General features: G+C 72.3%; 12 protein-coding genes and 1 pseudogene. 6 read left to right on the top strand and 7 right to left on the bottom strand.

Features of this window, described 5'->3' with window-relative positions; translation table 11 throughout:
- Window positions 1-93: 93 nt before the first annotated feature.
- A pseudogene (locus BLV02_RS38570) lies at window positions 94-240 on the top strand (type IV toxin-antitoxin system AbiEi family antitoxin domain-containing protein); the annotation flags it as partial.
- An 843-nt stretch (window positions 241-1083) separates the two neighbouring features.
- On the opposite strand, the gene BLV02_RS37630 reads toward BLV02_RS38570, so the two are convergent.
- Both BLV02_RS37630 and BLV02_RS37625 read right to left on the bottom strand, forming a co-directional pair.
- The gene (locus BLV02_RS37630) at window positions 1084-1551 is read right to left on the bottom strand and encodes a hypothetical protein (RefSeq protein ID WP_069114725.1); all 468 of its coding nucleotides are present in this window, start codon (window positions 1549-1551) and stop codon (window positions 1084-1086) included.
- Between the two features lie 288 nt (window positions 1552-1839).
- On the bottom strand, window positions 1840-2334 hold the full coding sequence (locus BLV02_RS37625) for a hypothetical protein (protein WP_245737733.1): 495 nt from the start codon (window positions 2332-2334) through the stop codon (window positions 1840-1842).
- A 117-nt stretch (window positions 2335-2451) separates the two neighbouring features.
- Here BLV02_RS37625 and dxs point away from each other — a divergent pair, with 117 nt between their 5' ends.
- Both dxs and BLV02_RS16715 read left to right on the top strand, forming a co-directional pair.
- A complete protein-coding gene (dxs, locus tag BLV02_RS37620; RefSeq protein ID WP_069114723.1) occupies window positions 2452-4368 on the top strand; it encodes a 1-deoxy-D-xylulose-5-phosphate synthase in 1917 nt (638 codons plus the stop codon).
- Window positions 4369-4371: 3 nt separating this feature from the next.
- A complete protein-coding gene (locus tag BLV02_RS16715; RefSeq protein WP_069114722.1) occupies window positions 4372-5550 on the top strand; it encodes an AI-2E family transporter in 1179 nt (392 codons plus the stop codon).
- Between the two features lie 114 nt (window positions 5551-5664).
- Here the strand turns inward: BLV02_RS16715 and BLV02_RS16710 are convergent, their stop codons facing one another.
- From BLV02_RS16710 to BLV02_RS16690, 5 genes are read right to left on the bottom strand one after another with little or no spacing between them, the layout of a single operon-like run.
- Complete coding sequence (locus tag BLV02_RS16710; protein WP_069114721.1) at window positions 5665-6348, bottom strand: hypothetical protein; 684 nt, start codon at window positions 6346-6348, stop codon at window positions 5665-5667.
- An 11-nt stretch (window positions 6349-6359) separates the two neighbouring features.
- The gene (locus BLV02_RS16705; RefSeq protein ID WP_083289178.1) at window positions 6360-6896 is read right to left on the bottom strand and encodes a SigE family RNA polymerase sigma factor; all 537 of its coding nucleotides are present in this window, start codon (window positions 6894-6896) and stop codon (window positions 6360-6362) included.
- Window positions 6799-8907, bottom strand: coding sequence for a 3-hydroxyacyl-CoA dehydrogenase NAD-binding domain-containing protein (locus tag BLV02_RS16700; RefSeq protein ID WP_069114720.1), 2109 nt, complete (start codon window positions 8905-8907; stop codon window positions 6799-6801). The genes BLV02_RS16705 and BLV02_RS16700 overlap by 98 nt, the downstream gene beginning before the upstream one ends.
- A complete protein-coding gene (locus BLV02_RS16695; RefSeq protein ID WP_069114719.1) occupies window positions 8907-10133 on the bottom strand; it encodes a thiolase family protein in 1227 nt (408 codons plus the stop codon). Before BLV02_RS16695 ends, BLV02_RS16700 begins: the two co-directional genes overlap by 1 nt.
- Window positions 10134-10155: 22 nt before the next feature.
- Entirely contained in the window at window positions 10156-10878 is a 723-nt protein-coding gene (locus BLV02_RS16690) for a DNA alkylation repair protein (RefSeq protein ID WP_069114718.1), read from the bottom strand.
- A 98-nt stretch (window positions 10879-10976) separates the two neighbouring features.
- On the opposite strand from BLV02_RS16690, the gene BLV02_RS16685 reads away from it, so the two are divergent.
- The 3 genes from BLV02_RS16685 (at window position 10977) to BLV02_RS16675 (ending at window position 13733) form a co-directional block, all read left to right on the top strand.
- On the top strand, window positions 10977-12392 hold the full coding sequence (locus BLV02_RS16685; protein WP_069114717.1) for a protoporphyrinogen/coproporphyrinogen oxidase: 1416 nt from the start codon (window positions 10977-10979) through the stop codon (window positions 12390-12392).
- A gap of 98 nt (window positions 12393-12490) precedes the next feature.
- Window positions 12491-13078, top strand: coding sequence for a GNAT family N-acetyltransferase (locus BLV02_RS16680; RefSeq protein ID WP_069114716.1), 588 nt, complete (start codon window positions 12491-12493; stop codon window positions 13076-13078).
- Between the two features lie 85 nt (window positions 13079-13163).
- Window positions 13164-13733 (top strand): dihydrofolate reductase family protein, encoded by a 570-nt coding sequence (locus BLV02_RS16675; protein ID WP_069114715.1) that lies wholly within the window; start codon window positions 13164-13166, stop codon window positions 13731-13733.
- Window positions 13734-13809: the final 76 nt, after the last annotated feature.

Below are 13809 nucleotides of genomic sequence, written 5' to 3'. Positions count from 1 at the left end.
CTGTTGTCCACAGGCCGGCCGGCGGCGGCGCGTTGTCCACATTTCCGGGATCGGCGGTGGCGGCGAGCGGCCCGATCTGTTGATCTTGACGGCATGCGAGACCTGCCCGACGACGTCAGCCGCCTGCTCCGCGCGGGGCACGGCGTCTTCAGTGTGGCCGAGGCCGAATCACGAGATGTCAGCAGGTCGCGGCTGGTGCGGCTGACGGGGTCCGGGCTCCTGGTCCGCCTCGCGAGGGGCGTGTACGCAGCCGCGGCGGAGCCCACGGACGCAGACACCTGGACGGCGTTCGGCCAGCGGTCACGCGCGTTCACGCTGGCCTGTGGCCCGGCAGCGGCAGCCGGTGGCTGGTCTGCGGCGGCGGTCCTCGGGTTGCCGGCCGTCGGCCCTCCGCCGTCCCAGCCATTGGCGGTGGTCCCGGTCGGCACCCGAAGCCCGAGCGACAACCTCGCCGGGCGGCTCAGGGCGGTCGCGTTCCCACCGGAGCATCGCGCGTACGCCAACGGATGTCGGGTGACGTCTCTGCCCCGAACCGTTGTCGACATCGCTCGGACCTCGCCGCATGCAGAGGCGCTGGTGGTCGCCGACGCCGCGTTGTCCGCGGGCGTCACGGTGACGGAGCTGCGATCGGTGGCGGAGTTCCAGGCGGGTTGGCGAGGCGTCCGCTCAGCGGCGTTGGTGATCGCTCGGGCCGATGGTTTCGCCGAGAGTCCGCTGGAGACGCTGGGCCGGCTGACCTTCATCGAGCACGGACTGCCGGTGCCGGTGTCCAACGCCTGGGTCGAGGCCGGCGGACGGCGCTATCGACTCGACCACCTGTTACCAGAGCGGTGGCTGGCGTTCGTAGGCGACGGCTCGCTCAAGTACGACGGCCGGCTCGATGCTGGGCGAGTGATCGCCGACCAGCGAGAACGCGAGTGGAAGCTCCGCGAGTCAGGACTCGACGTGGTGCGGTACGGGTGGGAGCTCGCCCGGCACGACCGTGCCCGGTTGGCCGAGCGGTTCGCCGGGGTGATCGAACGGTGCTCGGTGCGCCGCGAACCGGTGCCCTGGTGGCGTGGGCCGACACCCGGACCCAGGACGTCAGGCGGCGGGCGGCGGGACGGGGTCGACGCGTTCCTCGGCGTCGACACGAGACCGCAGCCCGCGTCCCATGCCGATGATCCCGACCAGGAACACCAGCAGCGCGACGCCGCAGATCCAGACGCCCGACTGCAGATCGCTGACCGACACCGACAGCGAGTCGTCGTTCGCCGACATCACGAGCCAGAGCACCAGCGTCGCCGCGCCGACCAGCCAGCCGAGAATCAGGACGAACCGCGACAACAGCAGCGCGCCGAGCACGCCCAGCAGACCGACCACCGCGAGCGCCAGCGCCATCGAGTTCCAGTACGACGACGGCGTGCCCACGGAGGAGGTCTGGAAGAGCCGTTCGAGCGGTATCTCAGTGGCGTCGCGGCCGCCCAGCCAGTCGAGATACCCGCTGGCCGTGACGCCGAGCGCGCCGATCACGGCGACGATGGCTCCGGTGGCGCGTTGACGTGTGGTCATGTGGATCGCCTCCCTGTCGAGGGTCCAGACGACTCGTTCACGGCCGCGTGCCGGGCGGCACCGGCCGCACTTCCACTGTGCCACGGGGCCCCGGTCCGTGCACGGCGGAGTCGCGAAGTGCCGAGTCGGTGCGCCGCAGGTCAGCGAGGACTCGGGCGGCGAAGAACGGGTGGCGCAGACAGATGGGCGGCCTCGACGGCGTCGGTGGCCGCCGGCGACGCGGACGAGGGCCTGGGCGGGGCGCTGGGCGGGCGTGTGCTCAACGCGTCGGGAGCACCCGGAGGAACGTCAGCTGTCGTCGCCGAACATGGACAGGGGAGCGTCGACCTCTTCCTTGCGCGGGCCCATGATCACGACGCCGGCCAGTATCGCCAGCAGCCCGATCCCGCACACCCACACACCGGCGCCGACGCCCATGCCGGCAGGCGCGTTGTCCGTCGCGTTGCCGATGGCGCGCATCAGCCCCCAGAGGGCGAGCGTCGCCACCCCGACCATCCAGGCCAGCACGAGGAGGAACCTGAACCGCAGCAGCGCCCCCAGCGCACACAGCGCGCCGACCACTGCCAGCGGCGCCGCCACCGACGCCCAGTAGCCGCTGGCCGCGCCCGGGGCACCGGTCTCGGCCAGGTGCCTGATGGGCAACTCGTGCGGCGCCCGGCCGCCGTACCAGGCGACGTAGGCGCTGATCGCGCACAGCAGACCGCCCGCGGCGGCGACGATGGCGCCGGTGGTCCGGCGTCCCAGTCGGCCGAACCGCCCCCACACCCGTTCCTCGTGAGACACAGCGGAAGGGTAGTGGTCCGCGCGGCACGCGCTCAACAAAGACACCTGAACGTGATCGAGAGACGTTCGCCCTCTAGACTCGGCAGTCAGCACCGACGCGACTTGGAGGCAGCACGCGTGGGACTTCTCGACCGCATCAAGGACCCCCGCGACCTGCGGGCACTGTCCGATGACGAGCTCGAGTCGCTGGCCGCGGAGATCCGCGACCGGCTGGTGGCGACCTGCGCTTCGAACGGCGGGCATCTCGGACCCAACCTCGGCGTCGTCGAGCTGACGATCGCGGCGCACCGGGTGTTCGACTCGCCGCGCGATCCCATCGTCTTCGACACCGGGCACCAGGCCTACGTGCACAAGATGCTCACCGGGCGGCACGACTTCACCCGGCTGAAGCAGTCCGGCGGGCTGTCGGGCTACCCGAGCCGCGCCGAGAGCGAGCACGACTGGGTCGAGAACTCGCACGCCTCCACGGCGCTGTCGTACGCCGACGGCATGGCCAAGGCGTTCTCGGTGCGCGGCGAGCGCGACCGCACCGTCGTCGCGTTCATCGGCGACGGCGCGCTGACGGGCGGCATGGCCTGGGAGGCGCTCAACAACATCGCCGGCGGGCCGCAGACCGGCCCCGACCGCCGGCCGCTCGTCATCGTCGTCAACGACAACGGCCGTTCGTACTCGCCGACGGTCGGAGGGCTGGCCCGGCACCTGACGGGGCTGCGCACCGACCCGCGGTACGAACAGGCGCTCGATGTCGTCAAGCGGACGCTCGGCCGCACCGCCCTGGTCGGCCAGCCGCTCTACGACGCGCTGCACGGGGTCAAGAAGGGCCTGAAAGACCTCCTCGCGCCGCAGGGCATGTTCGAGGACCTCGGCCTCAAGTACATCGGCCCCATCGACGGGCACGACCGCGCGCAGGTCGAGCAGGCGCTCACGCAGGCGAAACGGTTCGGCGGGCCGGTGCTGGTGCACTGCCTGACGCAGAAGGGGTTCGGCTACGACCCCGCCGTCCGCGACGAAGCCGACCAGATGCACAGCCCGCGGCCATTCGACCCCGCCACCGGCGCCCCTGCGGGCAAGCCGGTGCGCGAGTGGACCGACGTGTTCAGCGAGGCGCTCGTGCGCGCCGGCCGGCAGCGGGCCGACGTCGTCGCCGTCACGGCCGCCATGCTCGGGCCGACCGGACTCGAGCCGTTCGCCCGGGCGTTCCCCGACCGCTGCTTCGACGTCGGCATCGCCGAGCAGCACGCGGCCACGTCGGCGGCCGGCATGGCGGCCATGGGCCTGCACCCGGTCGTCGCCGTCTACGCGACGTTCCTCAACCGCGCGTTCGACCAGGTGCTCATGGACTGCGCGCTGCACAAGGCCGGCGTCACGTTCGTGCTCGACCGCGCCGGCGTCACCGGCAGCGACGGGCCGTCGCACAACGGCATGTGGGACCTGTCGATCCTGCAGGTCGTGCCGGGGCTGCGGCTGGCCGCCCCGCGCGACGGCGCGCAGCTGGTCGAGCAGTTCACCGAGGCCCTCGACGTCGACGACGCGCCCACGGTGGTGCGGTTCTCCAAGGGCGCCGTCGGGCCCGACGTCCCGGCGCTGGAACGCGTCGGCGGCGTCGACGTGCTGGCCAGGGGCGAGACGCGCGACGTGCTGCTGGTCGCCGTCGGCGCCATGGGCAAGGTCGGCGTCGACACCGAGAAGCGGCTGCAGGCGCAGGGCGTCGGCGTCACCGTCGTCGACCCGCGCTGGGTGAAGCCGCTCGACGACGTGATCATCGAGCTGGCCCGGCAGCACCGGCTGGTCCTCACCGTCGAGGACAACGGCCGGGTCGGCGGCGTCGGCTCGGTGCTGGCGCAGCAACTGCGCGACGCCGGCGTCACGGTGCCGGTACACGACCACGGCCTGCCGCAGCGTTTCCTCGACCACGCCAAGCGCGACGAGATCCTGGCCGCCGCCGGGCTCACCGCGCAGGACCTCGCGCGCGAGGTGTCCGGGCTGGTCGCGGCGCTCGACAGCACCCCGCACGACCGGACGACGACGGTGTGATCGGTGACCACCACCCCTTCCGGGCGCCGCCCGGACCCTGACTGGCTGCGGCCCGAATCCATCATCGCGCTGCGGCTGCTCATCATCGGTGTCGCCGTCGCCGCCGCGATGTGGCTGGTCCTGCAGGTGCAGTTCATCGCCACGGCGGTCGTGCTCGGCTTCGCCGAGGTCGCGTTGCTGTGGCCGCTGGCCCGCTGGCTGCGCAGCAAACGCGTGCCCGCCGTGTTCGCGGCGTTGCTGTGCGTGCTGTTGTTCCTGGCGTTCTTCGCCGGGCTGGTGGTGTTCGTCATCACCGAGGTGGTCGATTCCTGGCCGCGGATGGTCGACGCCGTCACCGGGTCGATCAACGAGATCAACGACTGGCTCGAGGGCGGGCCGTTCGGCCTGGACACGCAGAGCGTCCAGGATCTCCTGGGTGAGCTGCAGTCCCGGCTGGGCGACGTGCTCGGCGACGTCACCAGCGCGGCGGTCGGCGGCCTGTCGCTGGTCGGGAACTTCGCCACCGTCATCCTGATCGCCACGTTCTTCACGATCTTCGCGCTGACCAGCGGCGACAAGCTGTGGAAGCAGTTCGTGGGCACGCTGGCGACGGGCCACCGCGAGCCGGCCGACGCCGCCTTCCGGGCGTCGATGCGCACGGTCGGCAACTGGTTCTACGCCTCGACGCTGACGGGTCTGGTCGACGGCGTGCTGATCGGGGTCGGGCTGCTGATCCTCGACGTGCCGCTGGCGGTCCCGATCGGCGCGCTGACGTTCATCATGGCCTACATCCCGCTGGTCGGCGCCACGCTGGCGGGCGCGGTCGCGGTGCTGGTCGCGCTGTTCTCCGGCGGCTTCACCACGTCGCTGTGGGCCCTGGCGATCGTGGTCCTCGTGCAGCAGATCGAGGGCAACGTCCTGTCGCCGCTGCTGATGTCGCGGGCGCTGAACTTCCACCCCGTCGTCACCCTCATCCTGACGACGGCCGCGGGCACGGCGTTCGGGTTGATCGGGCTGTTCCTCGCCGTGCCGGCAACCGGCGCCATCGTCGCGGCGGTGCTGGCCTGGCGGCGGGTCCTCAGGGCGCGCGAACTCGCCGAGAACGGCGGACCACCGGGCGACGACGGCGAACCACCGCCGGCCGACGCCACCGCGCCGCCGTCCGCCGACCCACCGTCGCCGCTCGAGTCGCCGTCGCGCTGAGGCCTGACGCCCGTCGTTCGCCTGGACGGTCGCAGGCGACCGGTGCGCGGGTGCGTTTCGGCCTGTTGACATGCGCGCCAACAGTTGGCGCGCATGTCAACACGCCAGATCGAGTCATGACGCGGCCAATGGCCCATGGCAGTGTGGTCCGAGCCGGACGACGTCGGCCGCCAACGGCCGGATGGATGTTGCCGCCGCATCTTGTTCGGTCAGCGGGACGGGTTCCACGCCGCCGCTCACCCGGAACACATGGGGCGAACCGAGGGCGCATGGGTGCGCCGAGTCGATGGGCGACCACGCCACGTCGTTGTCGAGCGAGCCGCCGCCGACACTGACCGAATTGCCTTCACGCGCACGCGGCCGTCCGTCGGCGTCGTACAGGACGGCCCGGCCGTCATCACCGCGCGTGGCCGTCCAACCGAGCGGCCAGGCCACTGGGATGATGCGGTCGTCGCCGAGCTCGATCGCGACACAGCCGTAGTCGGCCACGGTCAGCACACCGCTGAGATGGGCTTGCATACCGATTTCAGGCGCCGTGCTCTGGGCCAGCAACTGGACTGGGCGGGCGACCGTGCCGGCGTCGCCCGCGGCGGGCGGATCGCCGGGCAGCCAGGCCAGTCCCGCCGCCGCGGAGCCGGCGACCGCCAGGGCGACGACCGGAACCGCCGCGAGAAGGGTCCGCCGCCGCCGGCGCCGGCGGGCCCGGCCACCCTCGACAGCGCGGCCGACCACCTCCGGGTCGAACGTCTGCTCCTCCGCCCGGACGCGCAACGCCTCCCGCAAAGCCTGTTCGTTCATCCGTCCTCCGCTCAACCCAGTTCCTCGGCCGTCGCCGTGTCACGCAGCCGGGCCAGGGCGCGCGAGGCCTGGCTGCGCACGGTTCGCGGGCTGCACCCGAGGGCGTCGGCGATCTGCTCGTCGGAGAGGTCGCAGTAGTACCGCAGCACGACGACGGCGCGCTGCCGGGCGCCGAGGCCGGCCAGCGCATCGGCGAGCGCCGACCGGTCGGCGACGGCGGGCTCGCGGTCGTCGACGGCGGACGGAGCGCCGGGCCAGCGACGGCCACGGCGGTCGCGGCTCTGCGACCGGCGCATCGACAGGTGCTGGTTGGCCAGCATGGCGCGCACGTAGGCGTCCGGACTGTCCAGCCGGCTGATCCGCGACCAGCGCAGGTACACCTTGACCAGCGTCTCCTGGACGAGGTCGTCGGCGTCGGCGGGGTGGTCGCAGAGCAGCCCGGCGACGGTGTCAGGCGCGGGCGACGCTCGCGAGGCCGGGCGGGAGGAAACGCCGGCCGGTGGCGCGCTCGGCCACGCCGCTGCGGTCGAGGTACGGCGTGATGCCACCAAGGTGGAACGGCCAGCCGGCGCCGAGCAGCATGCACAGGTCGATGTCCTGCGCCTCGGCCACCACGCCTTCGTCGAGCATGATGCGGATCTCCTCGGCGACGGCGGCCAGCGCCCGTTCGCGCACCTCGTCGGCGGTGAGGACGGTGGAACCCTGCTCGAAGAGGGTGGCGGTGGAGTCGTCGAGGTAGGGCTTGCCCTGCTCGTTCCACGACCAGATGCCGGGCTTGCCGGCCGCGACGAGGCGGCGCAGGTTCTCGGACACCGGGAAGCGGCCGGGGTAGGCGTCGTGCAGGGTCTCGGCGACGTGCAGGGCGACGGCCGGGCCGACGAGCTGCAGCAGGACGAACGGGGTCATCGGCAGGCCGAGCGGTGCCAGCGCGTTGTCGGCGACCTGCAGCGGCGTCCCCTCGTCGGCGGCGCGGGTGATCTCGCCGATGAACCGCGTCAGCACCCGGTTGACGACGAACGCGGGGGCGTCCTTGACCAGCACGCACGACTTCTTCAGCGTCTTGCCGACGGACAGCGCGGTGGCCAGCGTGGCGTCGTCGGTCGCGCCCGCGCGGACCACCTCGACCAGCGGCAGCACGGCCACCGGGTTGAAGAAGTGGAACCCGACGACGCGCTCGGGGTGGCGCAGGCCCGACGCCATCTCGGTGACCGACAGCGACGACGTGTTGGTGGCCAGCACGCAGTCGGGGGAGACGACGGCCTCGAGGTCGGCGAAGACCTGCTGCTTGACCTTCAGCTCCTCGAACACGGCCTCGATGACGAAGTCGGCGTCGGCGAAGACGCCCTTGTCCGTCGACCCCGTGACCAGCGCGGTCAGCTTGTTCCGCGCGTCGGGCGACAGCCGTCCGCGGGCCGCGAGCTTGTCGATCTCGGCGTGCACCCAGCCGACGCCCTTCTCGACCCGCGCGGCGTCGAGGTCGGTGAGGACGACGGGGACCTCGAGCCGGCGGACGAACAGCAGCGCCAGCTGGCTGGCCATCAGCCCGGCGCCGACGATGCCCACCTTCGTCACCGGCCGGGCCAGCGACTTGTCGGGCGCGCCGGCCGGCCGCTTGGCCCGTCGCTGGGTGAGGTCGAACGCGTAGACGCCGGCGCGCAGGTCGTCGCCCATGATGAGGTCGCCGAGGGCGTCGTCCTCGGCCGCGAACCCCTCCTCGCGGGTGACCGTCCGCGCCGCGGAGATCAGGTCCAGCGCGCGGTACGGCGCCGGCGTCGCCCCGTGCAGCCGCCCGTCGGCGGCTGCCCGCCCACGCGCGACCGCCGCGTCCCACGCGGACTCGGACCGGTCCACCTCCGGCCGCGACACGACGACGTCGCCGCGCAGCACCTGCGCCGCCCAGTGCAGCGACCGCTCGATGAAGTCGGCGCCGTCGAACGCGGCGTCGGCGATGCCCAGCTGGGCCACCTGCGGCCCGCGCAGCATGCGGTTCTGGTTCAGCGCGTTCTCGATGATGACGGTGACGGCGTTGTCGGCGCCGACGAGGTTCGGCAGCAGCCACGCGCCGCCCCAGCCCGGGACCAGGCCGAGGAACACCTCGGGCAGCGCGATGCCCTGCGCCGCCTTGGACACCGTGCGGTAGGTGCAGTGCAGTCCGAGCTCCAGGCCGCCGCCCAGTGCCATGCCGTTGATCAGCGCGAACGTCGGTACCGGGCCGTCGGTGAGCTTGCCGAACACGCGGTGCCCGAGCTGCCCGAGCGCGACCGCCTGCTCGCGCTGCGTCACCAGCGCCATGCCCTTGAGGTCGGCGCCGGCGGCCAGGATGAACGGCTTGCCGGTGACGGCGACGGCGACGACGCCCGGCTCGGCGTACGCGGCGTCGATGGCCCGCTCGAGGCCCAGCAGCGTGGCCGGGCCGAGGGTGTTGGGCTTGGTGTGGTCGTGGCCGTTGTCGAGCGTGATCAGCGCGGCCTTGCCGGCGCCCAGCGGCAGGTCGACGACACGCAGGTGCGAGGTGGTGACGACTTCGTCGGGGAAGACGGTGGCGAGGTCGGTGGTCATCAGGCCGCGGCCTCCTCGGAGTAGTCGGCGTGGTGCGGGTTCTCCCAGACGACGGTGCCGCCCATGCCGATGCCGATGCACATGGTGGTGACGCCGTAGCGGACCTCGGGGTGCTCCTCGAACTGCCGGGCCAGCTGGTTCATCAGCCGGACGCCGGACGAGGCGAGCGGGTGGCCGACGGCGATGGCGCCGCCGTACTGGTTGACGCGAGGGTCGTCGTCGGCGATGCCGAAGTGGTCGAGGAAGGCCAGCACCTGCACGGCGAACGCCTCGTTGATCTCGAACAGCCCGATGTCGTCGATGCTCAGGCCGGCCCTGGCCAGCGCCTTCTCGGTGGCCGGGACCGGGCCGACGCCCATGACCTCGGGCTCGACGCCGGCGAAGGAGTACGACACCAGCCGCATCTTCGCCGTCAGCCCGAACTCGGCGGCGGCGTCGTCGCTGACCAGCAGCGCCGCGGTGGCGCCGTCGTTCAGGCCCGCGGCGTTGCCGGCGGTGACCCGGCCGTGCGGGCGGAACGGCGTCTTCAGACCGGCGAGGTCGCCGGCCGAGGTGCCGGGCCGCGGCGGCTCGTCGGCCGTCGCGAGGCCCCAGCCCTGCTCGACGGAGCGGGTGGCGACGGGGACGAGGTCGGGCTGGACCTGACCGGCCGCCAGCGCCGCCGCGTACTTGGCCTGGCTGGCCGCGGCGAACGCGTCGGCCCGCTCCTTGGTGAGGTGCGGGAAGCGGTCGTGCAGGTTCTCGGCGGTGCTGCCCATGACCAGCGCGGACGGGTCGACCAGCTTCTCGGCGAGGATGCGCGGGTTGGGGTCGACGCCCTCGCCCATGGGGTGGCGGCCCATGTGTTCGACGCCGCCGGCGATGACGACGTCGTAGGCCCCGAACGCGATGCCGCCGGCCGTGGTCGTCACGGCCGTCATGGCGCCCGCGCACATGCGGTCGATGGCGTAACCGGGCACCGACTTGGGCAGCCCGGCCAGCAGCGCCGCCGTGCGCCCGATGGTCAGGCCCTGGTCGCCGAGCTGGGTGGTCGCGGCGATGGCGACGTCGTCGACCCGCTCAGGCGGGAGACCCGGGTTGCGGCGCAGCAGCTCGCGGATGCAGTTGATGACGAGATCGTCGGCGCGGGTCTCGTGGTACATGCCCTTGGGTCCGGCCTTGCCGAACGGCGTACGCACGCCGTCGACGAACAGCACGTCGCGAACAGGCCTGGTGGAGCGTGGCACGTGGCCCTCCTCGGATCGAAAGCTACCCACGAGTAACAATACTCGGTGGGTCGATGTTACGCAGTGCCTCGCGGCGTGACAACGGCGACAGGTCGGCCTCGTGTGCAGCGACGAACGCGCGCACCCACTCGGGGTCGCGTTTGGCGTGCTCGCGCAGCGCCCAGCCGATGCCCTTGCGCAGGAAGAAGTCCTTGTCGTGCGCGTTGGCCTCGATCGCCTCGGCCAGCAGGTCCACGTCGGTGCCGGCCTTCGAGCCGATCTGGCAGATGACGGCGGTGCGACGGCGCCAGAGGTCGGCGTCGCGGGCCCAGCGCCTGACGGTGGGCGCCGTCCGATCAGGGTGGGCGCGCAGCACCGGGCCGACGGAGCGGATGGCGAGCTCGTCGACGAGGTCCCACCAGGCGCCGGTGACGACCATGTGGTCGTAGAGGCCGAGCGCGTCCGGGTGCGTCGCGTACGCGGCGTACGGTTTCAGCTGCGCCAGCGTGGTGGCCGCGTAGCGCTCCTCGCGGAACCCGGCGCCGTCCCACAGCTCCAGCACCGTCGCCCGCCAGCCGTCGGCGTCGCGCAGCGGGTGCGCGGCGAAGACCGGTCTCAGCGCCGCGGTGCGGGCCGGCTTCTTGATGCCGAGCAGCGGCATGGCGGACTTCACGTACGCGCGCATCGGCTCGGCCGCCTCGGGGTCGGCGATCTCGCGCAACGCCGACCGCACGGCGTCGACGAGTGCGGTGTCGGTGGCGCTCATGACCGCAACCGTAGGCCGTCACAGCTGGCAGCCGTGACGCTCATCCACGTGGCCGACGGCGTGTCGCGGGGGCGAGTTTCGTTAGTGTGAGTCTTCACATGACCGGCTCGTACGATCTCATCGTCATCGGCGCCGGGCCCGCGGGGCTCGCCGCCGCCTGGCGGGCTGCCCAGCGGGGCCTGAAGGTGACGCTGCTCGAGCGCGCCGACCACGTCGGCGGGCTGGCCGCGTCGTTCGAGGTGGGCGGGGTGCGGGTCGACCAGGGGTCGCACCGGCTCGACCCCGGCACGCCGCCGGCCATCCTGCACGACCTGCGCGCCCTGCTCGGCGACGACCTCCAGCAGCGGCGCCGGACCAGCCGCATCCGCGTCGGCGACCAGTGGCTGGCGCTGCCGCTGCGGGCCGACGAGGTCGCGCGGCGGCTGCCGCCGTCGTTCCTGGCCCGGGTCGCGCGCGACTCCGCGGTGTCGAAGTTCCGCCGCGAAGAGGCCGACACCTACGGCGGGCTGGTGCGCAACCGCGTCGGGCCGGCGCTGTACGAGTCCATCTACGGGCCGCTGGCCGAGAAGCAGTGGGGCATGCCGGGCGACCGCATCAGCGCCGAGCAGGCCCGCCGCCAGACCGACCGGCTGGGCACCTGGCGGGTCGCGGCCCGGGCGCTGCGCCGCAGCCGCAAGCGCGGCACGTCCGCCACCGGCGGTGGCTACTACTACCCGCGCACCGGGTTCGGGCAGCTGGTCGAGGCGCTGGCCGACGCCGCGGTGACGGCGGGGGTGGAGATCCGCTGCGAGGCCGAGGTCGACCGCGTCCGCGTCACCGAGGACGAGGTCGAGGTCAGCACCCAGGACGGCGACGTCATCACCGGCGGGCTGGTGTTCTCGACGCTGCCGCTGCCGGTGCTCGCCCGCATCGCCCGCCCGGCGCCGTCGCTGACGTCCATCGAGTCGTCGGCCCGGCTGCGCTACCGCGCCATGCTGCTGGTCTACGTCGTTCACCAGGGCGGGCGGTGGAGCCCGCACGACTCCCACGACATCCCCGACCCGCGCACGCCGGTGCTGCGCATCTCCGAGCCGGCGAACTACCGCAACAACCCCGACGACCCCGTCGACCGGTCGGTGCTGTGCGCCGAGATCCCGTGCTCGATGACCGACGACGTGTGGGGCCTCGACGACGAGTCCCTCGCCGATCTCGTCGACGAGGCGCTGGGGCTGACCGGGCTGCCGAAGCTCAACCGCGTGCACGTCGAGAGCCGCCGCATCGGCCAGTCGTACCCGATCTACCGGGTCGGCTACGAGCAGGACCTCACCGACGTCGACACCTGGGCCCGCATGATCCGCCGCGTCGTCACCCTCGGCCGTCAGGGCCTGTTCGTGCTCGAGAACATCGACCAGGCGCTGCTGCTGGCCTACGGCGCCGTCGACGCCATCCGCGACGACGGCCGCTTCGACCGCTACGCCTGGACGGTGGCGCGCGAACGCTTCGCCCGCTCCGGCTACGTCGACGGGCTCAGCTGACCCGGGTAATTCGCTGGCGCCGCCCGGGCTCACGGGACAGACTGCGACGATGCCGCCTGGCGTCCGCCGGGCTGGGTTGCCGGGAAGGACCAGTCGTCATGCGTCTCGAGAACGTCGAACCCCCGAGTGGACTGACGACGGACGAGTTCGTCCTGCGGCCGATCCTCGCCACCGACGCCGAGCTCGACTACGCCGCCGTCATGGAGAGCCGGGACTACCTGCGCACCTGGGAGCAGTCGAGCTGGCCCGCGGACGACTTCACCGTCGACGGCAACCGGGCCGACCTCGAAGGGCTCGAGCAGCGGCACCAGGATCGCAAGGCCTTCACCTACACCGTCATGAACCCGGCGGGCACAGAGTGTCTCGGCTGCGTCTACCTGATGCCCACCGACACCCGGACGTTCGCCCAGGCGCACATCACGCCCGTCGGCGACCAGCGGTGGGACGACTACGCGGCCGCCGTCTACTTCTGGGTGCGCAAGTCGCGGCTGGCTCTGGGTACCGACCGCGTCCTGCTCGACGCCCTTCGCAGCTGGCTGACGCGCGACTGGACGCTCGGCGGCCATCTCTTCCTCACCAACGAGCAGTTCACCCAGCAGGTCGGCCTGATCGAGCAGACCGACCTTCAGCTGCGGTTCGAGATCCTGGAGAAGGACAAGCCGGGCAAGTACCTCGCCTACGACTGACGTCGCGGGTGTCGAGAACGCGCGATCGGTTCCGTCCCAGGGTCACACGCGCCACGACAGGCCGCGGACCACGAGGAGAACCATCATGCGCAAGCTCATCGTCCAGCAGTGGGTGACCGTCGACAACATCGCCGCGGAGGAGGACGGCGGGCTCGGCTTCGTGTCCGTGGAGCCGTTCTCGGACAAGTCCGACCCCGCGTTCAAGGCGGCGGTCATGGGGTTCATCGACTCCGTCGACACCATGATCCTCGGCGCCACCACCTACGCCCAGTCCGTCGGCTACTGGCCGACCGCCGACGACCAGGGCGAGTACGGGCAGAAGCTCAACGACCTCACGAAGTACGTCGCCTCGTCGACGCTGGCCGACGCCCCGTGGGGCGCCTATCCCGCCGCGACCGTGACGCCGGACCCGGTCGGCACCGTCCGCGAGCTCAAGGAGCAAGGCGGCAAGAACCTCTGGCTGTGGGGGAGCCTGAGCCTCATGCACTCCCTGCTGGACGCCGGCCTGGTCGACGAGGTCCGCCTGCTGGTCTGCCCGGTGACGCGCGGCAAGGGAACCCGCGTCTTCGAGGGCGCGCACGACCTCCAGCTGATCGAGGCGACCGGGTTCGGCAACGGCCTGGCCATCGTGCGCTACGCGATCACGAGCAGCTGACCCGCGAGCTTCCGGTCGTCGGCGCCGCGGACGTCACCCTGCCGTCGTCCGCCTTCCTCGGCCTCGCCGTCGACGG

The sequence above is a fragment of the Jiangella alba genome (genome assembly GCF_900106035.1).
Lineage (GTDB): Bacteria > Actinomycetota > Actinomycetes > Jiangellales > Jiangellaceae > Jiangella > Jiangella alba.
Note: the sequence above shows the minus strand (reverse complement) of the source record. Positions and strands in the feature narration are given on the sequence as shown.